Source organism: Paenibacillus sp. JL3B1040 (genome assembly GCF_057063165.1).
On record NZ_CM169317.1, the window covers coordinates 100,001 to 125,161 of the forward strand.

Annotated in this window: 22 protein-coding genes, 1 tRNA gene, 2 rRNA genes and 2 riboswitches (1 of these 27 running past the window's edge); of the genes, 17 read left to right on the forward strand and 8 right to left on the reverse strand. The window is 52.5% G+C overall.

The genetic code is table 11. The annotated features are described in order from the left end of the window. Both ACZF99_RS00440 and rrf read left to right on the forward strand, forming a co-directional pair. Window positions 1–1,492, forward strand: a 23S ribosomal RNA gene (locus ACZF99_RS00440) (it extends 1,443 nt beyond the left edge of the window). A gap of 110 nt (window positions 1,493–1,602) precedes the next feature. Next, a 5S ribosomal RNA gene (gene rrf, locus ACZF99_RS00445) occupies window positions 1,603–1,719 on the forward strand. A 666-nt stretch (window positions 1,720–2,385) separates the two neighbouring features. Here rrf and tnpC read toward each other — a convergent pair. After that, window positions 2,386–3,849, reverse strand: coding sequence for an IS66 family transposase (gene tnpC / locus ACZF99_RS00450; protein WP_483608110.1), 1,464 nt, complete (start codon window positions 3,847–3,849; stop codon window positions 2,386–2,388). Between the two features lie 591 nt (window positions 3,850–4,440). Here tnpC and ACZF99_RS00455 point away from each other — a divergent pair. The 11 genes from ACZF99_RS00455 to ACZF99_RS00505 all read left to right on the forward strand — a co-directional run bounded on the left by ACZF99_RS00455 (window position 4,441) and on the right by ACZF99_RS00505 (window position 15,847). Further along, on the forward strand, window positions 4,441–5,265 hold the full coding sequence (locus ACZF99_RS00455) for an RNA polymerase sigma factor (protein ID WP_483608112.1): 825 nt from the start codon (window positions 4,441–4,443) through the stop codon (window positions 5,263–5,265). 18 nt (window positions 5,266–5,283) lie between these two features. Then, window positions 5,284–5,874: an ATP-dependent Clp endopeptidase proteolytic subunit ClpP gene (gene clpP / locus ACZF99_RS00460; protein ID WP_483608114.1), complete on the forward strand. Its 591-nt coding sequence runs from the start codon at window positions 5,284–5,286 to the stop codon at window positions 5,872–5,874. Window positions 5,875–6,251: 377 nt separating this feature from the next. Next, window positions 6,252–7,709, forward strand: a complete 1,458-nt coding sequence (gene guaB, locus ACZF99_RS00465; protein WP_483608116.1) for an IMP dehydrogenase — start codon at window positions 6,252–6,254, stop codon at window positions 7,707–7,709. Between the two features lie 124 nt (window positions 7,710–7,833). Then, a complete protein-coding gene (locus ACZF99_RS00470; RefSeq protein ID WP_483608118.1) occupies window positions 7,834–9,264 on the forward strand; it encodes a D-alanyl-D-alanine carboxypeptidase family protein in 1,431 nt (476 codons plus the stop codon). An 89-nt stretch (window positions 9,265–9,353) separates the two neighbouring features. After that, entirely contained in the window at window positions 9,354–10,235 is an 882-nt protein-coding gene (gene pdxS / locus ACZF99_RS00475) for a pyridoxal 5'-phosphate synthase lyase subunit PdxS (protein WP_068784387.1), read from the forward strand. 144 nt (window positions 10,236–10,379) lie between these two features. Further along, window positions 10,380–10,958, forward strand: a complete 579-nt coding sequence (gene pdxT / locus ACZF99_RS00480; protein WP_483608120.1) for a pyridoxal 5'-phosphate synthase glutaminase subunit PdxT — start codon at window positions 10,380–10,382, stop codon at window positions 10,956–10,958. A 141-nt stretch (window positions 10,959–11,099) separates the two neighbouring features. Continuing rightward, on the forward strand, window positions 11,100–12,386 hold the full coding sequence (gene serS, locus ACZF99_RS00485) for a serine--tRNA ligase (protein ID WP_483608122.1): 1,287 nt from the start codon (window positions 11,100–11,102) through the stop codon (window positions 12,384–12,386). A gap of 62 nt (window positions 12,387–12,448) precedes the next feature. Next, window positions 12,449–12,537: transfer RNA gene (locus ACZF99_RS00490), tRNA-Ser, on the forward strand. Between the two features lie 851 nt (window positions 12,538–13,388). Then, the gene (locus ACZF99_RS00495) at window positions 13,389–13,544 is read left to right on the forward strand and encodes a small acid-soluble spore protein P (RefSeq protein ID WP_483608124.1); all 156 of its coding nucleotides are present in this window, start codon (window positions 13,389–13,391) and stop codon (window positions 13,542–13,544) included. 235 nt (window positions 13,545–13,779) lie between these two features. Continuing rightward, on the forward strand, window positions 13,780–14,667 hold the full coding sequence (locus tag ACZF99_RS00500; protein WP_483608126.1) for a YitT family protein: 888 nt from the start codon (window positions 13,780–13,782) through the stop codon (window positions 14,665–14,667). 106 nt (window positions 14,668–14,773) lie between these two features. Then, window positions 14,774–15,847, forward strand: coding sequence for a hypothetical protein (locus ACZF99_RS00505; RefSeq protein ID WP_483608128.1), 1,074 nt, complete (start codon window positions 14,774–14,776; stop codon window positions 15,845–15,847). Window positions 15,848–15,928: 81 nt separating this feature from the next. Here ACZF99_RS00505 and tadA read toward each other — a convergent pair whose 3' ends face one another. Beyond that, entirely contained in the window at window positions 15,929–16,426 is a 498-nt protein-coding gene (tadA, locus tag ACZF99_RS00510) for a tRNA adenosine(34) deaminase TadA (protein WP_483608130.1), read from the reverse strand. Window positions 16,427–16,780: 354 nt separating this feature from the next. On the opposite strand from tadA, the gene ACZF99_RS00515 reads away from it, so the two are divergent. Next, window positions 16,781–18,679 carry an ATP-binding protein gene (locus tag ACZF99_RS00515; RefSeq protein ID WP_483608132.1) on the forward strand — a complete coding sequence of 633 codons (1,899 nt, stop codon included), beginning with the start codon at window positions 16,781–16,783 and terminating at the stop codon, window positions 18,677–18,679. A gap of 40 nt (window positions 18,680–18,719) precedes the next feature. After that, a complete protein-coding gene (rluF, locus tag ACZF99_RS00520) occupies window positions 18,720–19,424 on the forward strand; it encodes a 23S rRNA pseudouridine(2604) synthase RluF (RefSeq protein WP_483608134.1) in 705 nt (234 codons plus the stop codon). Between the two features lie 47 nt (window positions 19,425–19,471). On the opposite strand, the gene motB is transcribed toward rluF, so the two are convergent. Together motB and motA are read right to left on the reverse strand one after the other, a co-directional pair. Further along, window positions 19,472–20,281: a flagellar motor protein MotB gene (gene motB, locus ACZF99_RS00525; protein ID WP_483608136.1), complete on the reverse strand. Its 810-nt coding sequence runs from the start codon at window positions 20,279–20,281 to the stop codon at window positions 19,472–19,474. Then, entirely contained in the window at window positions 20,265–21,068 is an 804-nt protein-coding gene (motA, locus tag ACZF99_RS00530) for a flagellar motor stator protein MotA (protein WP_483608138.1), read from the reverse strand. Before motA ends, motB begins: the two co-directional genes overlap by 17 nt. A 190-nt stretch (window positions 21,069–21,258) precedes the next feature. Here motA and ACZF99_RS00535 point away from each other — a divergent pair, with 190 nt between their 5' ends. Both ACZF99_RS00535 and ACZF99_RS00540 read left to right on the forward strand, forming a co-directional pair. Beyond that, complete coding sequence (locus ACZF99_RS00535) at window positions 21,259–21,552, forward strand: hypothetical protein (RefSeq protein WP_483608140.1); 294 nt, start codon at window positions 21,259–21,261, stop codon at window positions 21,550–21,552. A 169-nt stretch (window positions 21,553–21,721) separates the two neighbouring features. After that, window positions 21,722–22,021 carry a 4a-hydroxytetrahydrobiopterin dehydratase gene (locus ACZF99_RS00540; RefSeq protein WP_483608141.1) on the forward strand — a complete coding sequence of 100 codons (300 nt, stop codon included), beginning with the start codon at window positions 21,722–21,724 and terminating at the stop codon, window positions 22,019–22,021. 88 nt (window positions 22,022–22,109) lie between these two features. Here the strand turns inward: ACZF99_RS00540 and ACZF99_RS00545 are convergent, their stop codons facing one another. From ACZF99_RS00545 to ACZF99_RS00560, 4 genes are all read right to left on the reverse strand, one after another. Beyond that, the gene (locus tag ACZF99_RS00545; protein WP_483608142.1) at window positions 22,110–22,469 is read right to left on the reverse strand and encodes a c-type cytochrome; all 360 of its coding nucleotides are present in this window, start codon (window positions 22,467–22,469) and stop codon (window positions 22,110–22,112) included. 164 nt (window positions 22,470–22,633) lie between these two features. Next, a complete protein-coding gene (locus tag ACZF99_RS00550; RefSeq protein WP_483608144.1) occupies window positions 22,634–23,131 on the reverse strand; it encodes a GNAT family N-acetyltransferase in 498 nt (165 codons plus the stop codon). A 269-nt stretch (window positions 23,132–23,400) separates the two neighbouring features. Next, the gene (locus tag ACZF99_RS00555; RefSeq protein ID WP_483608146.1) at window positions 23,401–23,892 is read right to left on the reverse strand and encodes a C40 family peptidase; all 492 of its coding nucleotides are present in this window, start codon (window positions 23,890–23,892) and stop codon (window positions 23,401–23,403) included. Between the two features lie 4 nt (window positions 23,893–23,896). Beyond that, window positions 23,897–24,114, reverse strand: a riboswitch (cyclic di-AMP (ydaO/yuaA leader). Window positions 24,115–24,356: 242 nt separating this feature from the next. After that, on the reverse strand, window positions 24,357–24,848 hold the full coding sequence (locus tag ACZF99_RS00560; protein ID WP_483608148.1) for a C40 family peptidase: 492 nt from the start codon (window positions 24,846–24,848) through the stop codon (window positions 24,357–24,359). Between the two features lie 4 nt (window positions 24,849–24,852). Then, a riboswitch (cyclic di-AMP (ydaO/yuaA leader) is annotated at window positions 24,853–24,989 on the reverse strand. Window positions 24,990–25,161: the final 172 nt, after the last annotated feature.

Consider the following 25,161-nt stretch of genomic DNA (forward strand, 5'->3'; position numbering starts at 1 on the left):
TTCCTGTACCACCGTAATCCGTTATGAGCGATGGGGTGACGCAGCAGGGTAGTGACGCGGGGCGATGGAATGCCCCGTCCAAGCAGTGAGGCTGGTGTGTAGGTAAATCCGCACACCGTAAGGCTGGGCTGTGATGGGGAGGGAAAATTTACAGTACCGAAGGTCATGATCTCACACTGCCGAGAAAAGCCTCTAGCCAGGAGAAGGTGCCCGTACCGCAAACCGACACAGGTAGGCGAGAAGAGAATTCTAAGGCGCGCGGAAGAACTCTCGTTAAGGAACTCGGCAAAATGACCCCGTAACTTCGGGAGAAGGGGTGCCCCGGTAGAGTGAATAGCTCGAGGGGGCCGCAGTGAAAAGGCCCAAGCGACTGTTTAGCAAAAACACAGGTCTGTGCGAAGCCGCAAGGCGAAGTATACGGGCTGACGCCTGCCCGGTGCTGGAAGGTTAAGGGGAGCGGTTAGGAGGCAACTCCGAAGCTGTGAACCGAAGCCCCAGTAAACGGCGGCCGTAACTATAACGGTCCTAAGGTAGCGAAATTCCTTGTCAGGTAAATTCTGACCCGCACGAATGGCGTAACGACTTGGGCGCTGTCTCAACGAGAGATCCGGTGAAATTTTAATACCTGTGAAGATGCAGGTTACCCGCGACAAGACGGAAAGACCCCATGGAGCTTTACTGCAGCTTGATATTGGACTTTGATACGATTTGTACAGGATAGGTGGGAGCCTAGGAAGCCGGAGCGCCAGCTTCGGTGGAGGCGCCGTTGGGATACCACCCTGATCGTATCGGAGTTCTAACCTGGTACCGTAAGCCGGTACGGGGACAGTGTCAGGCGGGCAGTTTGACTGGGGCGGTCGCCTCCTAAAGAGTAACGGAGGCGCCCCAAGGTTCCCTCAGAATGGTTGGAAATCATTCGCAGAGTGCAAAGGCAAAAGGGAGCTTGACTGCGAGACTGACAAGTCGAGCAGGGACGAAAGTCGGGCTTAGTGATCCGGTGGTACCGCATGGAAGGGCCATCGCTCAACGGATAAAAGCTACCCTGGGGATAACAGGCTTATCTCCCCCAAGAGTCCACATCGACGGGGAGGTTTGGCACCTCGATGTCGGCTCATCGCATCCTGGGGCTGAAGTAGGTCCCAAGGGTTGGGCTGTTCGCCCATTAAAGCGGTACGCGAGCTGGGTTCAGAACGTCGTGAGACAGTTCGGTCCCTATCTGTCGTGGGCGTAGGAAATTTGAGAGGAGCTGTCCTTAGTACGAGAGGACCGGGATGGACGCACCGCTGGTGCACCAGTTGTTCCGCCAGGAGCACAGCTGGGTAGCTAAGTGCGGACGGGATAAGCGCTGAAAGCATCTAAGCGTGAAGCCCCCCTCAAGATGAGATTTCCCAGTATGTAAGACCCCTTGAAGACGACGAGGTTGATAGGCCTGAGGTGGAAGTGCAGCAATGTATGGAGCTGACAGGTACTAATCGGTCGAGGGCTTATCCAAAACAACTCCAAAAAGTGGCGTCAGGCTGAACAAGCCGATCCGAGCACTTGCGGAGACTAAAACGCAAATGAAGTTTCGTATCCAGTTTTCAAGGATTAAACCTTGAACCGTTTGGTGGCGATGGCGGAGGGGTTCCACGCGTTCCCATCCCGAACACGACCGTTAAGCCCTCCAGCGCCGATGGTACTTGGACCGCAGGGTCCTGGGAGAGTAGGACGCCGCCAAGCAAAGGGAAAGAGCACTACCGTTCATCCGGTGGTGCTCTTTTATTTGAACAATAAGTGCAGATCTGCAGTTATTTCCCGACAATCCGCCGTTTATGGGAGATTAGTTGCCTGTATGCAGTTATTTTCGGCGATGATCGCGGAATGCGGCCGTTTGAACGAATTTAGATGCATTGGTGCAACTATTGAGCCTGATTTGCCGAAAAGGTGAGAATTAACTGCACAGGCACAACTATTTCAGTAACTAGCTCTACTTCGTCAAGGGATGACAACAAAGAGCACTACCGTTGATCCGGTGGTGCTCTTTTAGTTTTTTACAATAAGTGCGGATCTGCAGTTATTTCCGGACAATCCGCCGTTTTTGGGGGATTAGTTGCCTGCATGCAGTTATTTTCGGCGATGATCGCGGAATGCGGCCGTTTGAGCGAATTTAGATGCATTGGTGCAACTATTGAGCCTGATTTGCCGAAAAAGATGAGAATTAACTGCACAGGCACAACTATTTCAGTAACTAGCTCTACTTCGTCAAGGGATGACAACAAAGAGCACTACCGTTGATCCGGTGGTGCTCTTTTAGTTTTTTACAATAAGTGCGGATCTGCAGTTATTTCCGGAGAAACAGCCGTTTATGGGAGATTAGTTGCCAATCTGGTTACTACTTAGGTGCTGTTAGAAACTGAATTGACCTTGAAGTGCAGAAATCAGGGAGTTTAAGATGGGGAGTTGTTTTTTGCGAAACGTGGAGATGACGCCGCGGATGCGAGCGAATTGCTCCGCACCTTGCGAAGTGCGGAATCCACCAGATATCTTCGTTTTGACTTTCACCATACGGATATCTCGCTCCGCTTGGTTGTTGTCAAAAGGAATTCGGGCATCACAAAGAAAGGCGAGTACGGCGTCTTTGTACGCCAGAAACCTCCCACCTAGATTGGCTGCTTTGCTCTTGGATTTTCTTCCGCGAGGTCCCGTTTTCTCGGGCACGGCATCTTTCGCCCATTCTTCACGACCTCGCTGCAGAATATCATCATAACGGGATCTGAATGCTTGGACCACCGCATCAGATAGAGGCTGTTGAAGGCTGCGAGCTATGCGTGCAGCTTTCCAACTCTCTTGCAACAGCGTCGTCATATCGGTTGCCCATTGATGGTTATCGTACTGGGCAATTTCTTTACAATCCCGCAGCAGGTGCGCATTGCAAAGCACATGACGGAAAGCATACTGGTCTTTAAAGTAAGAGGCGTAGCAGTCATGAACGAGATTCCCCTTATAGTGGGGTAATACATTCATGGCATCCATTCCTTTGCTTCCGCGGCTGGGATGGGCGAACAAGAGTGTCCACTCTTGGTTACACACGGTATGCATCCAGTACCCTTTTCCGTTGACGCGAAATCCCGTTTCATCGGCGTGTACCACGGGGCTGGCTAACAGCTGCTCGCGAATGGTTCGCTCTAGCGGCTGAAGACGACTTGTCATCTCTTCCAGTTGAGCAAGTAAGGTGGCCTCGCTCGGGCGGTATCCCGTGAGATCGGCATAGAGCTGTCCAATACGCTCAAGCGGCAACAATTGATAGGCATGAAGATAAGCCGTCCATGCTGCCATTTCTCTTCCGTATTGCACAGACGCTCGAACATGAGAAGGAAAGGAAGCGGTCTGTTGGACGCAGCATTGCGGGCAACATTTCTTTTCAGCCTGATGTTCGGTGATGACCATGCGAGGGGCTGGTAAGTCAAAGACTTGTCGCTTCTCTAGCTCTTGTGCGGGTACCTGTTTCAAGGAAAAACCGCAGCTGGAACAGGTTTCAAGCGGATGAACCATGACATAATCCGGGTTCGTAACCACATGCAGCGTATGACCTTCGTGACCTTTAGGAGCGCCTTTTTTCCCTCCTGGTTGGCGTAAATTGGTTGGTTTACGGAATCCGTCACTCGAAGGCGGTTTGCTGCTGTTCTGACTATTCTGGCCGAGTTGGCGCTCCAGTTCCTGAACTCGCTTCTCCAATTGTTGAATGCGTTTGGCTTGCTTCTCTACGATTTGGGTGAGCTTCTCATTTTGATCCAGCAGCGCATGAAAGTAACTGGCAATCTCCTGATCGCCTTTACAAATAGTATTGACCTGTTGTTTCGTCAGCTTCATACGGCTCACCTCATGATTCAATGGATAATATTACATTCGACGTTTGCATGGGAATTACTGCTTGAGACAAAAAAAAATCTCCTCGCGATAGGAGGAGACCTAAGTAGTAACCGGATCTGCAGTTATTTCCGGAGAAACCGCCGTTTATGGGAGATTAGTTGCCTGCATGCAGTTATTTTCGGCGATGATTGCGGAATGCGGCCGTTTGAGCGAATTTAGATGCATTGGTGCAACTATTGAGCCTGATTTGCCGGAATCGTGCGAAATAACTGCGCTGGTGCAACTATTTCAATAACTTTGCCATAGGTATATTTCGAATCGGGGGCAACTCGGGGGGGTGAGCCTCAAAAGCCAATGGAGGATCCTTCGATCCGTTCGTGAATAGTGTATGATAGGAGTATCCTTATGACGGTTTAAATTTTTGGGGGAGGGGCGTATCGATTCCGCCGAATTTTACGTTTATACCGGTGAGTAAGAAATATAACTTACTCCAGGTTGGCGATGGAACCAATAGCGAGAGACAGGGACATGAATCGGGTTAGCCGGAGCGGGCAATCCTGGTCTAGTGAATGGATTGGAGGTGCGTGTGGGATGGCAACAACGGCAGTAAAGGAGCGAAACCCGCGAATACCCGAGGAACCCTCGACCCATCGGGTTCGGGGCGATTTTCCGGCATGGGTGCAAGCCCATGGGTCGGCGTTGCGGAGTTATTGCCGCTCCTTGGCGGGCTCGCCTTGGGAAGGCGACGATTTGGCGCAGGACACGTGGCTGAAGATTTGGTCGGCGGCGCGCAGCAAAGGCGAGGCCTTTCGCCTGACGCGCACTTACCTGTTCCGGACGGCACGGCATGCGTGGATCGATCGGCGCCGCAAGAAGGTACTTCCGGCCGAACCCTATCCCATGGACGAATTGCCGCAAAAGCTCGCGCAGACCGATCCGGCCGCGTTGTGGGCAGCGATGGAAACACTGGTCGGCGAACTGGCGCCCATTCAACGCACGGCGCTGCTGTTGATCGATATTTTGCAGTATACGGCGGCGGAAGCGGCGGAGTTGGTTCAATCGACGGAAGGCGCGGTAAAAGCGGCCCTGCATCGAGCAAGAGTCAAGCTGCGAAAGGCAGTTACGGACTCGGCACGGGACAAACAGGGGGCTTTGGACCAAGCTGCTCGTCACGATGGGGAGGTTCCCCCCTCCGCTGCGAACGAAGCGTTGGTCTACGCCTACATGGATGCGATCCGCCGGCAGGACGCCGCCGCGCTTGCGCTGCTGTTGAACGACGTCCGGCCTCAGGATATGGTTCCGGTATTAACACTCCAATCGTATCGCCGCGATTCCCAGCGAAGTCTATCTGGCTCACAAGCTGCCCAGCCGATACAAAGTCGGCTGATCCCCATGTCCTTCGCTCATGCCGCCTGATCCAAAGGAGGGTACACCATGAGTTCGGTTATTCCTTATGTCATTGAACAAACCGGCCGAGGTGAGCGGTCGTACGACATTTATTCGCGTTTGCTGAAGGATCGGATTGTGTTTCTTGGATCGGCGATCGACGATCAGGTCGCCAATAGCGTTATGGCGCAGATGCTGTTTTTGGCGGCGGAAGATCCGGAGAAGGATATTTATTTTTACATCAACAGCCCGGGCGGCTCGACCTCAGCGGGGTTTGCGATTTACGACACGATGCAATACGTGAAGCCCGATGTTCAGACCATCTGCTCCGGGTTGGCTGCGTCCTTTGCCGCAATCCTGCTTTTGGCCGGGGCCAAGGGCAAGCGGTTCGCCCTGCCCAACAGCGAAATCATGATTCACCAGCCGCATGGCGGCGCGCAGGGGCAGGCCAGCGATATTGCCATTAGCGCCAAACGGATTTTGGGAATTCGGGAGCGCCTCAACCGCATTGCTGCGGAATGCACCGGACAGCCGCTGGAGCGGATCGAAAAGGATATGGACCGCGATTATTTCATGAGCGCGGAAGAAGCGCGCGAGTATGGGATCATCGACCAGGTCATTACTTACGACAAGCGTTAGCGAAACGAAGAAATGTGTATAGAAGGACGGAGAAAGGCGCTGACGGCCTCTCCGTCCTTTTTCCTGTCGCGGAATCAAACCGGAGGAATTGGGGCAGGATGAGCATCAGGATCCATACGGCCACAGGGCTAATGTATGCGTGAAATGGACACTCGTATTTGCTGGGCGGCCGTTGTTTTTTTTGACTGCGGTTGTCCTTGACAGCCTGGGGGGGCTTTGCTAAGATGGGAACAATATATTTTCGTAAGCGGCTATTCGGTCTTGATATATAAGGGTTATGTCTTCATAGGGATTACAGGGGCAGTTGTTTTTTTTTATACCCGGATTTCAGGAAAGAGCCAACAAAACCAAACAAAATCGAAGGAGGATTCATCGCGGTGTGGGAAAGTAAATTTGACAAGGAAGGCTTAACGTTTGACGATGTGCTTCTCGTTCCCCGTAAATCGGAGGTATTGCCGAAAGAGGTAGACGTGTCTACTCGGCTCAGTGACAAGGTGAAGCTGAATATTCCGCTAATCAGCGCGGGCATGGATACGGTCACGGAAGCGGCGCTGGCGATCGCGATCGCACGGGAAGGCGGCATCGGAATCATTCATAAAAATATGCCGATCGAACAGCAAGCCGAAGAGGTCGACCGGGTGAAACGCTCCGAGAGCGGCGTCATCACGAATCCTTTCTCACTGACTCCGAATCATCTTGTATCCGACGCGGAGCAGGTGATGGGGAAATTCCGCATTTCCGGTGTGCCGATCGTGAATGAGGAGCATAAACTGGTCGGCATTTTAACCAACCGCGACTTGCGTTTCGTGCATGACTACAGCATCAAGATCAGCGATGTCATGACGAGGGACAATTTGATCACCGCACCGGTAGGAACTTCTTTGCAGGAAGCTGAAGTCCTTTTGCAGAAGCATAAAATCGAGAAGCTCCCGTTGGTGGACGAACACAATACGTTGAAGGGCCTTATTACGATCAAGGATATTGAAAAAGCGATCCAATTCCCGAATGCCGCCAAGGATGTGCAAGGGCGGTTGCTTGTAGGCGCAGCTGTCGGAATCTCCAAGGATACCTTTGATCGGACCGATGCGTTGGTTAAGGCCGGCGTCGATGTGATTACGGTGGATTCGGCGCATGGCCACCACATCAACATCCTTGAAGCGGTAGCCGAGCTTCGCAAACGGTATCCGGAACTGACGATTATCGCAGGTAACGTCGCCACGGGCGAAGCGACGAGAGCCTTGATTGAAGCGGGGGCCTCCGTGGTGAAGGTCGGGATCGGACCCGGTTCGATCTGTACCACCCGCGTCATCGCCGGGATCGGCGTGCCGCAGATTACGGCGGTATATGATTGTGCGACGGTCGCTCGCGAATATGGAATCCCGATTATCGCGGACGGCGGCATCAAGTACTCCGGCGAGATCACCAAAGCGATTGCAGCCGGCGCGCATGCGGTCATGCTGGGCAGTTTGTTTGCCGGCACGGAGGAAAGCCCTGGCGACTCGGAAATCTACCAAGGCCGCCGGTATAAAGTCTACAGAGGCATGGGGTCGTTGGGCGCGATGAAGCAAGGCAGTAAGGACCGCTACTTCCAGGATGACGACAAGAAGTTGGTGCCGGAAGGAATCGAAGGGCGCGTCGCGTACAAAGGACCGATTTCCGATACGATCCATCAACTGATCGGCGGTCTGCGTTCGGGGATGGGGTATTGCGGAACCAATACGCTTGATGAGTTGCGCAATGATACGCAGTTTATCCGCATCACGGGTGCCGGCCTGCGCGAGAGCCATCCTCACGATGTGCAAATCACCAAAGAAGCGCCAAACTATTCGCTGTAACCAGCGAATAAGGGCTCATAGACAACAACCCATAATCTTCCACGTTTGGCAGGGCGTTTTCCGCCCTGCTTGTCTTTTTTTGCGGATACCCCTGTGATAGAATAGAAAAAGCAAATGAAAGAATATGAGGGGAGCTTTAAGGGCATTGAAACTCAAACAACGACAACGTAACTCGACAACCAAACGGCGTTTCCTGCGCAAAAGCGTAGCTTCCGTATTGCTGCTGAATCTACTGTGTTTCTCTCTCGTTCCGGCGATGGCACTGGCGGAGGGAGAAAATACCGAATCTACTTCTACTGAATCTACGACAACCGAAGCGACGACAGTGCAAACAGCGACCTCAATTCCTTCCGTGGAGTCTTTAGGTTTGGAGGTAAGTTCCGCCATTTTGCTGGAGCCTGTCTCCGGACAAATTCTACTGAATATTAATGGAAGTCAACCGTTACCTCCGGCAAGCATGACCAAAATGATGACGGAATACATCGTGGCTGAACTTGTCAAGCAAGGGCAGTTCAGTTGGGACGAGGTCGTGACGGTCCAGAAGAATGCCGCCAAAACGATTGGTTCGCGGATTTTTCTGGCCGAAGGAGACCAACATACTATAGAAGAACTATACACGGCGATGGCGATCGCCTCGGCCAATGACGCAACGGTCGCTCTGGCGGAGCATGTTGCCGGATCGGAACAGGCCTTCGTGAAAATGATGAATGACGAAGCGAAACGCATGGGCATGACAACGGCTCATTTCGCCAACTCTACGGGTCTCGACATCGCCGACATGCCGGAAGAATTCCGCCCGGCGGACGGCAAAGAAACCGTGATGTCCGCGCTCGACGCCGCGATTTTGGCTAAATATATCGTAACCGATCACCCGGACTTCACCCGTTTCACCACGATTCAAAGTAAAAAGTTCCGCGACCGCGATAAAGAGCCTATGGTAAACCTGAACTGGATGCTGGAGGCCAACAAAGATAACGTGTATTTAAGACAATTTGCTTACGAGGGTCTGGACGGTCTCAAAACGGGACATACTTCCAACGCCGGCAACTGCTTTACCGGAACGGCCGAGCGCAACGGAATGCGCTTGATCAGCGTCGTCATGGGCACGAAGTCGGACAAGGCCCGTTTTGTCGAAACCCGCAAAGTCTTGGACTACGGGTTCGACAACTTCGAAACGAAACAGATCGTACCGCCGAAAACGACGGTAGTTGGCACAGAAACCGTTACCGTGAAAAAGGCGAAAAATACGGAAGTTCCCGTTGTGACCGATCAAGCGGTCAGCTTCGTCGTGCCGAAAGGCGCGGATACAAACGCAGTGCAACCTCAGGTGGCGTTGGCCGACGAAAGTGCCTTGATCGCACCGCTGAAGCAAGGAACGAAGGTCGGAACCGTAACCTATTCCTTTAAGGCTCCGGGCATGGACCAGACGCTGGAGAAAACGGTGAACCTGATCACGGCGGAGGATGCGGAGAAAGCGGGCTGGTTTAAGCTGCTGATGCGGGCGATCGGCGATTTCTTCAGCGACTTGTTCAATGGGATCAAAAATCTTTTCTAAGCGTCCTTTTCAAATCCGAGTAAATGAGTTGTGTATTTGGAGTGGATCTTGTAAAATAGTTAGTTAGATTATTATCGGGAGGATTGGACATGGAAACAGGAACATCACGTGTTAAAAGAGGTATGGCTGAGATGCAAAAAGGCGGCGTCATTATGGACGTCATGAATGCGGAACAAGCCAAGATCGCCGAAGCGGCCGGGGCTACCGCCGTCATGGCGCTGGAACGTGTGCCTTCCGATATCCGGGCGGCCGGCGGCGTAGCCCGCATGGCGGATCCGACGATTGTCGAGGAAGTCATGAAGGTCGTCTCCATCCCGGTGATGGCCAAGGCGCGGATCGGCCATTATGTGGAAGCGAAAGTTCTGGAATCGCTAGGGGTAGACTATTTGGACGAAAGCGAAGTGCTGACCCCGGCGGATGAAGTGTTCCATATTGATAAACGGGATTTCACCGTGCCGTTCGTATGCGGCGCGAAGGATTTAGGCGAAGCGTTGCGCCGGATCAGCGAAGGCGCGTCGATGATCCGGACCAAGGGCGAACCGGGAACGGGCAACATCGTGGAAGCGGTGCGCCATATGCGGCTGATCAACAGCCAAATTCGTAAGGTACAGAACATGTCCAAGGATGAGCTCTATGCCGAAGCGAAAAACCTCGGTGTCGCTTACGACCTGCTCCTCGAAGTTCACGAGAACGGCAAGCTTCCGGTCGTTAACTTCGCAGCGGGCGGCGTAGCGACTCCGGCGGATGCCGCTTTGATGATGCATTTGGGGGCGGATGGGGTATTCGTTGGCTCCGGTATTTTCAAATCCGATAATCCGGAGAAATTCGCCCGAGCCATCGTCGAAGCGACCACGCATTACACGGATTACAAATTGATCGCCGAAGTATCCAAAAATTTGGGTACGCCGATGAAAGGCATCGAAATTTCCAAACTGTCTGCGGCGGAGCGGATGTCGGATCGCGGCTGGTAATCATCGGTTTGCGAAGTCATCGTAGAATTAGAAGCAATTCATCCACCCCGGCCGTCTCTTTACGATGGCCGGGGTACATCATGGTGAACTACCGTTTTAATGAATGTTCAAAAAGTGTACCTATATAGAGAAAGAAGGTTTGTCATGCGAGTGGGAGTGTTGGCGCTGCAAGGCGCGGTTGCGGAGCATATCCGCAGTTTGGAGAAGACCGGAGTTGAAGGCGTGGCCGTGAAGCACGCCGAACAGCTTGCCGAGCTGGATGGACTGATCATTCCCGGCGGCGAAAGCACGACGATCGGCAAACTGATGCGTAAATACGGTTTTATTGAGGCCATTCGGAATTTTTCCGGGCAAGGCAAGCCGGTATTCGGGACTTGTGCGGGATTGATCGTGATGGCGAAGGAAATCGAGGGCGGCGAGGAAGCCCATTTGGGCTTGATGAACATCAAGGTGTCGCGCAATGCGTTCGGGCGTCAGCGCGAAAGCTTCGAAACCGATCTTGACGTGAAGGGACTTGCGGTTCCGTTGCGGGCGGTATTCATTCGTGCCCCGCTAATCACGGCGGTCGGAGAAGGCGTCGAGGTGTTGTCGACTTATCAGGATGAAATCGTGACGGCGCGCCAGGGACATTTGCTCGTATCGTCTTTCCATCCGGAGTTAACGGACGACTTCTCGTTACATACGTATTTTGTGGAGATGATCAAGCAAGCCAAGCAGCCGTAAACAGGCCTTGACTCCTTTGCGGGTTGAGGTTTTATCTGTTTTACCGGCGTTTTGAACTTCCGATAGCAGCCTTTCCGTCCGCGGGTCTCCCCAGATGAAGGTCGGCAGGTCTGTGCGGGATCATTCTAGGAGGGACTACTCATGTTAGATGTGAAAATCATGCGAAACGAATATGCGCGCGTTGAGGAAGCGCTGAAGAATCGGGGGAAATCGCTGGAGCTGATCTCCGGGTTTGCTGCGCTGGATGAGAAACGCCGGGGGCTGCTCCAAGAGAGCGAAGCGCTCAAAAACCGCCGGAACACGGTTTCCGCGGAAGTGGCGCAGCGCAAGAAAAACAAGGAGAACGCCGACGAGCTGATCGTGGAGATGCGTGAAGTCGGGGATCGCATTAAGGAGCTGGACGAAGAGGTACGGGAGCTGGAGTCGAAAATCGACGAGCTGATGCTCTCCATTCCGAACCTTCCGCATGCGAGCGTACCGGTAGGCGCTTCGGAAGAAGAGAATGTTGAGGTTCGCCGCTGGAGCGAGCCGCGGAAGTTCGAGTTTACCCCACGAGCCCATTGGGAAATCGCGGCCGACCTGGGGATCCTGGATTTCGAAGCGGCCGCGAAGGTTACCGGTTCGCGCTTCACGTTCTATAAAGGGTTGGGAGCTCGCCTGGAGCGTGCGCTGATCAACTTTATGATGGACCTGCACAGTAATGAGCATGGCTATGAGGAAATGCTGCCGCCGTACATCGTCAATCGCGACAGCTTATACGGGACCGGTCAGCTTCCGAAGTTTGAGGAGGATTTGTTTAAGCTCTCCGGCGGCAACGACTACTACCTGATTCCGACCGCCGAGGTGCCGGTGACCAACTACCATCGCGACGAAATCCTGAATGCGGAAGACTTGCCGCGTTATTATGTCGCTTACAGCTCCTGCTTCCGTTCTGAAGCCGGCGCGGCGGGCCGCGATACCCGCGGTTTGATCCGCCAACACCAGTTCAATAAGGTGGAAATGATCAAGATCGTCCATCCGGAGACATCTTATGACGAGCTGGAAAAAATGACGAACAACGCCGAGCGCGTGCTGCAACTGCTGAACCTGCCTTACCGTGTGCTCGCGTTGTGTACCGGCGATATGGGCTTTACGGCCGCCAAAACGTACGACCTGGAGGTATGGCTTCCGGAGAGCGGGGTGTACCGCGAAATCTCCTCTTGCTCCAACGTGGAGGATTTCCAAGCCCGCCGGGCGAACATCCGGTTCCGTCCGGAGCCCAAAGCAAAGCCGGAGTTCGTGCATACGTTAAACGGCTCGGGGCTGGCCGTTGGACGCACCGTAGCCGCCATCCTTGAGAACTACCAACAGGAAGACGGCAGCGTGGAAATTCCGGAGGTTTTGCGCCCGTATATGGGGAATTTGCAGAAGATTACCAAGCGCAATTAGCTTGCGAACCTGTCGCTGATATGGTAGAATCTGATTTGTTACGCTAAATCGGATTCACCTATGGAGAGGTACCGAAGCGGTCATAACGGGGCGGTCTTGAAAACCGTTAGGGTGCAAGCCCACGTGGGTTCGAATCCCACCCTCTCCGCCATACGAGAATAATAAACCGATTCCTGAAAAGGAGTCGGTTTTTTGCGTAAGGCGAAAGGTGGGATTCGAACGGGCCGTGAAGCGGACATGCCCTAAGGCATGTTCGTAGGCCCCGGCGTGATAGTCGTACAGCGTTGCCGCACTTGAAAGGCTACGTACGACGGAGCGAATCCCACCCTCTCCGCCATACGAGAATAATAAACCGATTCCTGAAAAGGAGTCGGTTTTTTGCGTAAGGCGAAAGGTGGGATTCGAACGGGCCGTGAAGCGGACATGCCCTAAGGCATGTTCGTAGGCCCCGGCGTGATAGTCGCACAGCGTTGCCGCACTTGAAAGGCTACGTACGACGGAGCGAATCCCACCCTCTCCGCCATACGAGAATAATAAACCGATTCCTGAAAAGGAGTCGGTTTTTTGCGTAAGGCGAAAGGTGGGATTCGAACGGGCCGTGAAGCGGACATGCCCTAAGGCATGTTCGTAGGCCCCGGCGTGATAGTCGCACAGCGTTGCCGCACTTGTAAGGCTACGTGCGACGGAACGAATCCCACCCTCTCCGCCATACGAGAATAATAAACCGATTCCTGAAAAGGAGTCGGTTTTTTGCGTAAGGCGAAAGGTGGGATTCGAACGGGCCGTGAAAGGACATGCCTTAAGGCATGTTCGTAGGCCCCGGCGTGATAGTCGCACAGCGTTGCCGCACTTGAAAGGCTACGTACGACGGAGCGAATCCCACCCTCTCCGCCAACTATCGATTAGCCAGAGAGCAGAGATGCTCCCTTTTTTCGTGCATAAGGAAGGCCGTTTCTTCGCACATTAACCCTGTTGATCAAACCAAGGGAGGCGTTACCCATTATGACGAAGCCGCAAACCTACCAAACCTCGGGCTCCGGCAACGGACAGAACCGGGAACACCGGCGGAACGATGAGAAAAGCGGCCCTGAACCGCTGTCGGGATCGAAAAAGGTGAAAATCAAAAACCAGGTGGGTCACAATAATCCGGAAGGTTAATCGATCCGGAGTGGTCGCCGCCCAACCCTACCCCAGCCCCGGCTGGGTTTTTTTGTGTCGTTCAGGCCTGCGGGCTAGGTTGAATTAGAGAGGACAACAAGCGGAGAAAGTGTCATAATAAAGAAAGAGGCCTTATACGGGAATATGATTTTTCTTGACAGAATGGTGAGAGGGAAGCATTGTATAACATACTGAAAGGTCGTGATGCCATTTGAACACGGTTAATCCAAGCCAGATGATTCCGCCAGCGGCAGCCCAGGTCCGTCAACATAAACAGCGTACCCTGAAAAGCAACATCTTCAGATCCCTGTTTATCGTGATCGGGGCAATCATTGTCTCCGTTGCGTTGGAGTTGTTTTTGGTACCCAACAAAATCACGGATGGCGGCATAACCGGCATTTCCGTAATGACTTCCTACTTGTCGGGCCTCCCGCTTGGGATCTTCCTCTTCCTTTTTAACCTCCCCTTTCTCATTGTCGGCTACAAGCAAATCGGCAAGACGTTTGCCGCATCCACGCTGCTAGGCATCACCGTGATGTCTGTCGGTACGGCGCTGCTGCACCCGGTAGAGGCTTTTGTGAGCGATACCTTACTTGCTTTTGTGTTTGGCGGCATTTTACTTGGTTTGGGAACCGGCTTGGTCATCCGCTTTGGCGGTTCGTTGGACGGGACTGAAATCGTCGCCATTCTCATTTCTCGCAAAACGGTGTTTTCCGTTGGCGAAATCATCATGTTTTTCAACTTCTTTATCCTGTTGAGTGCAGGTTTCGTATTTAGCTGGGAACGCGCTTTATTCTCGATACTAGCTTATTACATAGCGTATAAGACGATCGACATCGTCGTGGACGGTATGAACGAATCAAAATCGGTTTGGATCATCAGCGACCAAATCGATGAAATCGGCGACGCGATCTTAAGCCGTTTGGGGCGTGGCGTTACGTATCTGTCGGGGGAAGGCGGCTTTTCCGGCGACCCGAAAAAAGTAATATTTTGCGTCATCACCCGCTTGGAAGAAGCTAAGCTGAAGGAAATCGTGAATCATTACGACGAAAATGCATTTTTGGCAGTCGGAAACATCCATGACGTCAAGGGCGGCCGTTTCAAGAAAGAGGCAATTCATTAGTTCCGCGAACGGATTCCGTAATCCTTGCGAATGGTTTAGAATAGGTGATGTTGTTAAGCAAAAGTTTGCTTTAAACTGACGATGAAGGAGTAAGAGAGGAGAAGGTATGTCTAAGAAGGTATTAACGTCCTGCTTGCTGGTGGTACTGTTCGTCGTGTTGGTATTATCCGGCTGCAGCAGCAAGAAGGCACCGAAGGAAGCTTTGAGCAGCGCGGCTGTCAAGGCGCTTGAGATGAACTCGTACATGTTGGAGAACCAAATCAAAATTTTGGATTTCTCCGTTGAGGCGGGGGAAGCGGAGTCGCCGCAAATGGGCGCCGTATTATCCATCCTGAAGAACGCCGAGATCAATATCAAGCAGGTTTACCAGAAGGACCCGATGCAAACCGAAGCAACGCTGGAAGTTAAACTGACGGGGGATATGACGACGACGATCACGATTCCGCTCGTAATGACGCCTGAGAAGTTATTCGTCAAAATTCCAAGTATTCCGTTCCTGCCGATGCCGGAGTCGGTTATCGGGAAGTTCCTGACTCTTGATATGAAAGAGCTGGCGGAGCAGAGCGGCGGGGAGTTTAATCCGGATCTGTTCAATTCCGACAAGAACCAGAAACTGAGTATGGAATTGATGGGGGCTTTGTTCGCCGAGTATGATTCGGAGGCTTACTTCCAAAATGTCGATCCTCAAGAGGCTTCGCTGCCGGAGGACTTTAAAGCGAAGCAGGTCGTTCGGTTTGCGATCACGAATGAGAACGTGAAAGAAGCGGTGACGATCCTGATCAACCAGGCGTTGCCGAAGATGCTGGATATTTTGGCTAAAGAGGAATACCGTTCAATGCATCAGTTGACGCCCGAGGAAATCGAGCAGACGAAGAAGGAATTGCAAGAGGGCAACCAGGATGAGCTGGGCAAGGCGCTTGACGAGATGAAGAATCATCTGCAAATCAATAGGTTCACGGTGGATACCGCGATCGATAAAAACAATTATCCGGCTTATTACAATGTTCAGGCGGATGTTGCCGTGAATGATCCGGAAACGCAGGAGAACATCAAGGTGGCCGTGCAAGTGACCAGCCGCTTTACCCAAATCAACGAGAAGCCGGTCTTTGAAATCGGCATCCCGACGGATACGCTGACATTGGAGCAGTTGCAAGAAGAAATGGGTCAGTTTGGTTATTAATCGCACGGAATGGTGCACCATTCAAACAACCTCCAGTTCCATGGTCTCATGGGCTGGAGGTTTTTGATGTGCGGTTTTCTTTTATTTTTTGCGGAGCCGACGAAAAAACTCGGTCAACAACGAAGCGCACTCTTCTTGCAGGACGCCGGATGTGATCTCGGTGCGGTGATTAAACCGCGGTTCCTGCAGCAAGTTCATCAAGGTGCCGGCACAACCGGCCTTCGGGTCCGGGGCTCCGTAAATCACATGTGGAACGCGACACTGCACGATCGCTCCGGCGCACATCGGGCAAGGCTCCAGCGTGACGTAGAGGCGGCAGTGGAGCAGCCGCCAGGCTCCGAGGCGCTCACTGGCTTCGCGAATCGCCATCATCTCCGCATGGGCGGTCCCGTCGAAGGAGCTCTCGCGGAGATTATAGCCACGTCCGACGATGTCATCGCCCCGGACGATGACCGCTCCAATGGGGACTTCACCGATGGCCTCCGCTTTACGGGCTTCGCGAATCGCCTCCGCCATCCAATGCTCATGGGGATAAGCTGAAGCTGGAGGTTCGGGAAGCAAAGAGAATGGGGATGGCATGTGAGCAAATCAACTCCTTATCAGGGTATCCACAAGTTTTGTCCAACGAACAGGCATTCGTTGTTAACATGTTGTGGGTAAGGTTGTGTATAACTCCAGGATTATCCCCATTATTATACACATTTTATCCCAGCGCGTTGTGAGTATGTTAGTATCCTGTGGATAACTAAGCAGGTTATAAACGGATGGCTCTGCGTCTTGAGAACCAAACTTGTAGGCATTTCTACATATTGTAGGGAAAGGATCTGGGAATTTCAACGTCTTTGCAAAACATGTCGCAAAAGGTATGATGGATGTAGAAAATTCTGAATCCCATTTATATCCAAAAACTAGTTCCAGAGGTGGGATAAACGCTTGACTATAAAAACAAAGCTTGCTTTGATTATATCTTGTTTTGCGCTGATTATCCTCACTCTGAATATCGTCTTGAGTTATTTCACGGTACGGGACAATTTGCGCAGGGACATCGAAGCGAATATGATGCTGACGGCCAACCAAATTGCCATTGCCGTCGAACAGAGTCGTTCGGTCTACGATTATGTCAAACTCACGTTAGGCGGCAGAATGAGCAAAGACATGACCGATGCGATCCTGACCATGACCAGTCCGGAGCGGGTTTCACAAAGATCGTTAGGTACGAACCGCAGTCTATTGGAGATCACGGGGATTGATCCGGATCGCATCGCGGAGTCGCATTTGCTGTTTGGGACGTATCGTTACAAAAACGATCAAGGGTTAAAGCGCTCCGTCGCGGAGGCGATTTCCCAAAATCGCAGCTTACTGGTGGATACGCGAATCAACGGTGAAGATGTCTTGGAGAGTTATGTCCCGATTATGAACGGCGGTGAGAAACCTTACGTCATTCGCGTCGTCTCCAGTTATGCCCCGATCAACGAGGCGATCTCCAAGCAGATGGTCAGTCAATTGATCGTCTCCCTTGGCTTGCTGGGATTGATGATGATGGGGAGCTACGGGTTGGCCGGGAGGTTGACGCGCCCGCTCCGTCATATTCTGGACCAGGTTAATGTACTGTCATCGGGAAAGCTTGAGACCCGGTTGAAAGTCGGCAGTTTCGACGAGCTCGGCCTGTTGGCCCACAAAATCAACATTATGGCGGACAACCTGGGCCGTTATACGACGGAGCTGAAGCGGAAAAACGAAGAGAACCGGTCGATGAAAGAATACCTGGAATCGATTATCAGCCAGACCGTCGATGCGATTCATATCACGGACCACAAGGGGCGGGTGCTGCAAGTGAATGCCGCTTTCGAGAGGTTGTACGGTTGGCGAAGCGACGAGATCGTCGGTACCCATTTGGATTTTCTCCCCGAGTCCGAAAGGGATGGAAGATCGATCTGGCGTCCGGAGACGGAAGTGCTCGAAACCGCCGAATCGGTATTGGCTGAGACGGTCCGATTGCGGAAAGACGGCAGCTTAATAGAAGTGAGCATTAGCGTATCCCCTATTTTTGACCAAGGGGGGAAAATCACCGCGCTAATCAGCATTTCTCGGGACATGACGGAGCACAATAAAATGGAAGATCTCCTGCGGCGCTCGGAAAAGCTGACCACCGTCGGTCAGCTTGCCGCCGGCGTGGCGCACGAAATCCGCAACCCGCTGACGACGCTCCGCGGTTTTCTGCAAATGCAGCAGCGAACTCGGGTTGTGAACGTGATGCATACCGATGTTATGCTGGCGGAGTTGGACCGGATAAATCTGATCGTCAGCGAATTCCTCATTTTAGCCAAGCCGCAGGCGGTGCAATTCCAGACTAAGGACGTCCGTTTTACGATGGGGGACGTCGTCTCTCTGCTGGATAGCGAAGCGCATTTACATAACATTGAATTCGAAGTTCATTTCTCGCCGAGCCCGGTTCTGGTACACTGTGAAGAGAACCAACTGAAGCAGGTATTCATCAACTTGTTGAAGAACGCGATGGAGGCTATGCCGGGGGGCGGGAGGATTCTCCTGCAGGTCGAAAAGGACGGACATGGGCAAGCCGTGCTGCGCGTGATCGATGAAGGTGAGGGAATCGCCAAGGAGCGGCTCCAGAAGCTTGGAGAACCGTTCTACACGAACAAAGAGAAAGGGACCGGACTTGGCCTGATGATCAGTCAGCGAATCATTGAGGGACACCGTGGGACGCTGAAGATCGACAGCGAGTTGGGCCAAGGAACGGCCGTAACCATTACCCTCCCGCTCGCGCAAGAGGGTGAAGAACATATCGAAGGGCCGGCGGAAACCGCGACTTGAAGCGGACCGCACGCCATGCGGAGGGACCGAAGGCACCATCATGAGAATCAATAAATTTATCAGCGAAACGGGATTTTGTTCCCGGCGGGAAGCGGACAAGCTGGTCGAGTCGGGCCAAGTGACGATTAACGGCGTCAAGGCGGTCCTGGGCAGCCAGGCAGAGCCGGGGGACGACGTCAGAGTAAACGGGAGACCCGTCGAGACCAAGCGTTCCAAGCACGTGTACATCGCTTTAAACAAGCCGGTAGGCATCACCAGTACGACGGAAGCGCATGTGAAAGGCAACATCGTCGATTTTGTCGGACATTCGGAACGGATTTTTCCGATCGGACGGCTGGACAAAGATTCGGAGGGCCTCATCTTGCTTACCAGCGATGGTGACATCGTGAACAAGATTTTGCGTGCCGAAGGCAAGCACGAGAAGGAATACGTAGTGACGGTGGATCGGCCGATTACGCCAAGTTTTGTGAAAGCGATGAGCGAAGGGGTCAAAATCCTAGGCGAAATGACGCTCCCTTGCCAAGTGACACGGATCTCGGACCGCGTATTCCGAATCATCCTGACCGAGGGGAAGAATCGGCAAATCCGCCGCATGTGCAGTGCGCTGGGGTATGAGGTGCGGAAGCTGCAGCGTATCCGGATCATGAACATTCGTCTCGGCCAGCAAAAGATCGGCACCTGGCGCGATTTGACCGAGCAAGAGAAGCGGGAATTGGGCCTGGCCCTGAAATACGAGCTTTCCTAACGCAAGACGGCAAACAGGCCAGCCCCCGAGGGGCTGGCCTGTTTGCATTATTCGTGGGCGGCCGTTACGCCAAGCTGTTCGCTGTTGTCCGTATATTTGCGGATGATCGAGACCTCGACCCGGCGGTTCTGAGCACGGCCGACCGCCGTATCGTTGCCGGCGACGGGATGGTACTCGCCGTAACCGATGGCGCTGAACATTTTCGGATCCAAATTCGTGTTGATCAGCAAAATTTTCATGAAATTCAAGGCCCGCGCGGAGCTCAGGTCCCAGTTGGACGGAAACTCGTAGGTCGAGATCGGTACGTTGTCCGTATGCCCCGATACGATAACCTCGTAGTCCGGAAATCGCTGAAGCATCGTGGAGATCGCTTTGGCCAACTGCCGGGCTTCCGGCTTCACGATGGCTTCCCCGGAGGCGAAGAGGGCCTTGTCGCTGATCGTGATCATCAGTTGGGATTGATTCAGCTTGGTTTCCAGGTCATCGGTCAACCCGTTCTCCTTAATATAAGTATCGAGCTGCTTCTTCAAAGCTTCCAGGTTCTGCTGCTCCTGACGTTGCAGTTCGTTCTTCTTTGTCATTAAGCCGTCCGAGGAAGGCTTGGGGAGCTCGCTGTCACTGTTGAAATTGTTGTTGTTGCCGGTTATGGAGTTTTGCTCCAGGACGCCAACGCCTCCGGTTAGTACGCTCTTGAACGCTTCGCTCATCTCTTGAAACTTCTGGGCGTCGACCGAACTCATACCGTAAAGCACGATAAACAGCGCCAGCATAAGCGTCATTAAATCGGAATAGGGAAGCAGCCAGCTTTCGTCGGCATGTTCTTCGTGGTCTTGGTGTTTTTTAGTCTTTTTGCTCACCTTCACCGACCCCCTTTTCTAGAATTTTCGCACGTTCCGCAGGGGTTAGGAACACGGCAAGCTTCTGTTGGATCGCGATTGTGGATACGCCCGATTGAATGGACAGCAATCCTTCTACCATCATTAATCGAATCTCCATCTCTTTCTTGGACAGTCGCTTCAGCTTATTGGAGATAGGGTGCCACAACACGTAACCGGTAAAGATACCGAATACCGTCGCGATAAATGCGCCCGAGATCGCGTGGGCCAGCTTCTCCATTTCGCTCATGTCGGACAACGCTGCGATCAGGCCGACGACGGCGCCAAGGACACCGAGGGTCGGTGCGTACATGCCCGCTTGGGAGAACATCAGCGCCCCCGCTTTATGTCGTTCCTCGGTGGCAGCGATGTCCTCGGTCAATACGTCCTGGACGAATTCCTGATCGTTTCCGTCGATAATCATCCGCATGCCGCCGCGCAGAAAATCGTCATTGATCTCCTCGACCTTTGCCTCCAGCGCCAGCAAGCCTTCGCGGCGGGTGATCGTCGCCCATTCCATGAACAGGGTGATCAATTCGGCTTTGCTGATCATTTTGGGTTTCACGATCGTCAATTTAAGCAAGACCGGAAATTTTTTTAACTCTGACATCGGGAAGGCCATGAACAATGTTGCCGCCGTCCCGACAAATATGATGACGAAGGCCGCAGGGTTTTCGACCAAGCTTTGCACTGGCGCGCCTTTCAGGAACATACCCAACACCAGGGCGACCACTCCGAGAATCAAACCAATAATTGTTGAAATTTCCATTGTACACCTCGTCCTTGAGAGAAATTAAACCTTTTCTTCCCTTCCCGCATCCTTGCGGAAAGGGGCCTGCCTGCACCGTTTGAAACGATTAACTATTTTATCGACAGATTTCCCTTTTTTTTTAAGTGGATTTTTCCGGTATAATAAGATTACGGTCGAAATGGAGAGTGCCAAAAGGGAGGATATCGCAGTGGGCGTAAAACACGGCAGGGATTATGAATTTATTTTGGCTGATTTGACGAAAGCGGTTGGCCGGATTCAGGATAGTTATCTGTTCTTCGAAATGGAACCTTCCGAATGGGAGGTGTTGTCCGACGCAGATCGGGACGAGGTGTTCGAGGCGCTGGCGGAAGACTTGTTTTATGGGCTGGGGACAGAGCCGGTGATCGAGGTGGGCGGCGCGGTTGTGATCTACGATCCTGAAGGCCACCGTATCAATTTTCTAATCGGAGATGCAGAGCTGACCTCGGTTTCCTTGATTTGACCCGGGTTCGATCGCCACTGGGCCCGTCAGCGGCCGGTACGCATGAAGGCGCGGGTTCGAGAATACAATAATTGGAGACGGGGCTAGGACAAATCAACTTCAGATCCTGGTGCGTGACGAGGATGCTTACATATACAGGAGTTCTTGAAGAGAACGGGGAGGAAGAAAAATGCCGTTTACACCGCAAGAAGTAGAAGCGCATTTGGAAAAGCTGGAAGGCTGGGAGCTTGAGGAGGGGCGATGGATTTTCCGCAAATACACGTTCTCCAACTTTATGAAGGGGATCGCGTTTGTCGATGAGGTTGCGGCGATCTCGGAAGCGTTTAATCACCATCCGTTCATCACCATTGACTATAAAACGGTAACGCTCCGCCTGACTTCATGGGAGGAAGGTGGCATTACGGCTGTCGACATCAAAGAGGCTCAGCAATACAACGAGGCGTTCGAGAAGATGCACTCGGGAGATTAACTTTTCAAGAGATCAGGTCTGATCGGTGTGGACAAAATACGCCCGCCGGGAACATGATATTCCCGGCGGGCGTGCTTTTCGTATGCCTTTATTTTTTCTCCGCAAGCCACATGGCGACGTTAGCGATTTCCTCTTCCTTTAAACGATCCTTAAAAGAGGGCATCATGCCGCCTTTCCCTTTAGCAATAATCGAATACAGCTGTTCCGCCGTCAACTCCGAGCCAATCTTCTGCAGATCCGGGCCCGCTCCGCCTTGCAGCGTATCGCCATGGCAGGAGATGCAATTCGCTTTGACGATGGCTTCGGCTTGTTCGGCATTCATCGTGATTTCAGGCAATTGCGGTTTGGCTTCCTGCTCGGCCTGTTCCCGGCTTGGCAGGGTGAACATCAATACAAGGGCCAAAGCTCCTGCGATGACGAACAAACCGCTCATGATCCACTTTTGCATTCCAATCGCCCCTCCTATGTATACTACCTAACATTATAACGGAACACGCTGTCCGATCATAGTCTTTGTGTCAAAAATAGGAACAAAAATAACGGACATTCACCTAAATGTGTGCCGTATGTCATAGCGAGGTTTGGTCCGAGGTGTAAAAAAGGAGCTCGCCCTTATCCGGGTTGCCCCTTATATACCATGCAGTAAAACGGTTTGGACACACCGCCGGGCGTCATCTTCTCATAAAGATCGGTGATGACGAACCCGGCCTTCTGGTAGGCTCGGATCGCCCGAGTGTTCCACGTGAGCACCTCAAGGTCGATTTGGTTGTCCGGTTTGCGGCGCCGGGCTTCTTCTACGATGACCGAGACAAACCGCTTGCCCAACCCCTGTCCGCAAAGGTCAGGCTTCATGCCGATCCCGAGCCGGGTCACCCCCTCCATCGGGAAATATTGGGCAAAGCCGGCCAGGTCGCCAGCCTCATTTAGTACCGAGACATACTGCTCGGCGCGGATCGCCGGATTTCCAAACTCCACGTCGAGCGCTTTCATTTGATTCCAGGGCAGCCAGCTGTAGATATCGTACGGGGAATCGTAACGCCAGGTACATATGACTTCGCCATGCGCTTCTTCCATCGGCACGATCCGAAACGGAGACATCGTTTGGTCCATATTGCCCCTCCTTTGTTAGAGGTAAATCCGTCGTGTTTTCTTCTATTACCCTCACAATAGCCGGATTTACTTGGCTTGTAAAGTCCTTTGCCTTCAGGAGGTAACTCATGGTTTTTTTCGCCGGATTTCCAAGTTTCCGGTAACCTTTTGGCCGGATGTCTCGTTATATAGATAGGGGTGCGGACAAAAAAGACCGCAAGCTGTTCCGAGTCGGAAACTTGGGCTTGCGGCGAGAGACGATGAACTTGTTGAAACCCGTAAGAATAAGATTAAGATTCCGCAGCGTAGACGGAGTATCCGTATTTACTGAGAACCCGCTTCGCGCCAACGTAGCGGTTCTGGTAGTAGCTGCTGCTCAGCTTGTCGATGCGAATGCCTTTGGATGAGGATGCGTGAGCGAATTCGCCGTCGCCGACGTAAATGCCGACATGAGAAACTCTGCTTGCCCCCGTGGTTTTGAAGAAGACGAGATCCCCTGCCTGGAGTTCGCTCTTCGCTACCGGCGTTCCCTGCTTATACTGGGCGGAAGATACGCGTGCAAGCTTGATGCCCATTTGGCTGAACACGTACCGGGTAAACCCGGAGCAATCGAATCCCGATGTGGTGGTGCCTCCAAATTTGTAGGGTGTCCCGTACACGGAATCGACGATGCTGGCTAGCGGCGTCGGTTCTGCGGCTTGCGCGTCGGCAAAGGCGCTCCCCGCCCCCAACGTGCACAGAAGAGCCAAACTCGTTACCGCTGCTGTCAAGGTCTTTCTCAAGATGTCAAACTCCTTCCAAGGCCTACGAGGTTAGCTTATGGATTCGGTTGAAGGTTCCCCTATGATCTCACTATACAAGGAGGGTTAAAAAGTCATCTTTCATCCAACCTTCTCGGTGCTCCAAACTTAACTTTTTGAACCTGTACCCTATTGTTGAGACCAATTCACCCTATGCTGGGTCCCCCGTTTCCCGGGTGCTTGGGAATTCGGCAGTTTCGTTGTAGGTTGCACCCAAGCTGTTGCCTTAAGATCAATTACAGCAATCATTACAAAGTTGTTACCATTTACGTTGTTCATTTTACCAAAGGCGTCCAGAGTTGACAAGTTTATTGGGGAAAAGGCTTCTTTTGGCCTGTTTTGACGAAGAAAATCGAGGATAAATGGTTCCTAAGGGGGGGCAACGGAAAAGAAAAAAACCCGCAGAGACGTTGTGATCAACATCCCCACAGGCTTCGTGGCGGTTCTTATTGAACATCATCGTGATCAGTAACATCACCGGTTACATCTTCATACTTGTCGGTGCTCATGATGCGTTTAGCTCCAACGTAACGCTCGACGTAATACTTCTCGCTTAATTTGCTGATGACTACGCCTTTGGAAGAGGAGGCATGAGCAAATTTGCCGTCGCCGACGTAGATGCCGACATGGGAAACGCCTTTGCCGGAAGTATTGAAGAAGACCAAATCGCCGGTGATCAATTCGCTTTTCTCGACTGCGGTTCCCATTTTGTACTGAGAGCCGGATTGGTGAGGCAGCTTGATGCCGATTTTCGAGAAGACGTACAGGGTAAATCCGGAACAGTCGAAACCGTCTGTGGTGGTGCCGCCGGAAACGTAGTTGCTTCCCAACGCGCCGTCGATTACGCTGTCCAATTTGGAATCGGCGAAAACGCTACCAGTTCCAATGGTGAAAAGTAAGGCAAAACTTACTGCTGCTACCGTCAAACGCTTCTTCAAGAAGTTATGCTCCTTCCAATGCCTACGAGGTTAGCTTAAGGATTCGGTTGAAGGTTCCCTATGATCCCTCTAAGACGAGACCAATTCACCCAAAGTGGTTCCCCCGTTTCCCTGGTGAAGGGAATTCGGCTTTGATTTCACACCTGAATTTACTTATTCGACATCCGGCGTCATTCTCCTGCCAATGATGACAAAAATAATTACAAAACTGTTACTGAAATTGCGTTGTTGTTATTGTAACAAAGCCAGGTATCTTTTGGCAATGGTTAATTCGCAAGATTAAGAGGGGAAATAGGGATCAAGGCCTTCGCCA

Coding starts and splice junctions, on each gene's coding strand:
- tnpC (WP_483608110.1), bottom strand. CDS start 3,849: ATGAAGCTGACGAAACAACAGGTCAATACTATTTGTAAAGGCGATCAG.
- ACZF99_RS00455 (WP_483608112.1), top strand. CDS start 4,441: ATGGCAACAACGGCAGTAAAGGAGCGAAACCCGCGAATACCCGAGGAA.
- clpP (WP_483608114.1), top strand. CDS start 5,284: ATGAGTTCGGTTATTCCTTATGTCATTGAACAAACCGGCCGAGGTGAG.
- ACZF99_RS00470 (WP_483608118.1), top strand. CDS start 7,834: ATGAGGGGAGCTTTAAGGGCATTGAAACTCAAACAACGACAACGTAAC.
- pdxS (WP_068784387.1), top strand. CDS start 9,354: ATGGAAACAGGAACATCACGTGTTAAAAGAGGTATGGCTGAGATGCAA.
- pdxT (WP_483608120.1), top strand. CDS start 10,380: ATGCGAGTGGGAGTGTTGGCGCTGCAAGGCGCGGTTGCGGAGCATATC.
- serS (WP_483608122.1), top strand. CDS start 11,100: ATGTTAGATGTGAAAATCATGCGAAACGAATATGCGCGCGTTGAGGAA.
- ACZF99_RS00495 (WP_483608124.1), top strand. CDS start 13,389: ATGACGAAGCCGCAAACCTACCAAACCTCGGGCTCCGGCAACGGACAG.
- ACZF99_RS00500 (WP_483608126.1), top strand. CDS start 13,780: ATGATTCCGCCAGCGGCAGCCCAGGTCCGTCAACATAAACAGCGTACC.
- ACZF99_RS00505 (WP_483608128.1), top strand. CDS start 14,774: ATGTCTAAGAAGGTATTAACGTCCTGCTTGCTGGTGGTACTGTTCGTC.
- tadA (WP_483608130.1), bottom strand. CDS start 16,426: ATGCCATCCCCATTCTCTTTGCTTCCCGAACCTCCAGCTTCAGCTTAT.
- rluF (WP_483608134.1), top strand. CDS start 18,720: ATGAGAATCAATAAATTTATCAGCGAAACGGGATTTTGTTCCCGGCGG.
- motA (WP_483608138.1), bottom strand. CDS start 21,068: ATGGAAATTTCAACAATTATTGGTTTGATTCTCGGAGTGGTCGCCCTG.
- ACZF99_RS00540 (WP_483608141.1), top strand. CDS start 21,722: ATGCCGTTTACACCGCAAGAAGTAGAAGCGCATTTGGAAAAGCTGGAA.
- ACZF99_RS00545 (WP_483608142.1), bottom strand. CDS start 22,469: ATGCAAAAGTGGATCATGAGCGGTTTGTTCGTCATCGCAGGAGCTTTG.
- ACZF99_RS00550 (WP_483608144.1), bottom strand. CDS start 23,131: ATGGACCAAACGATGTCTCCGTTTCGGATCGTGCCGATGGAAGAAGCG.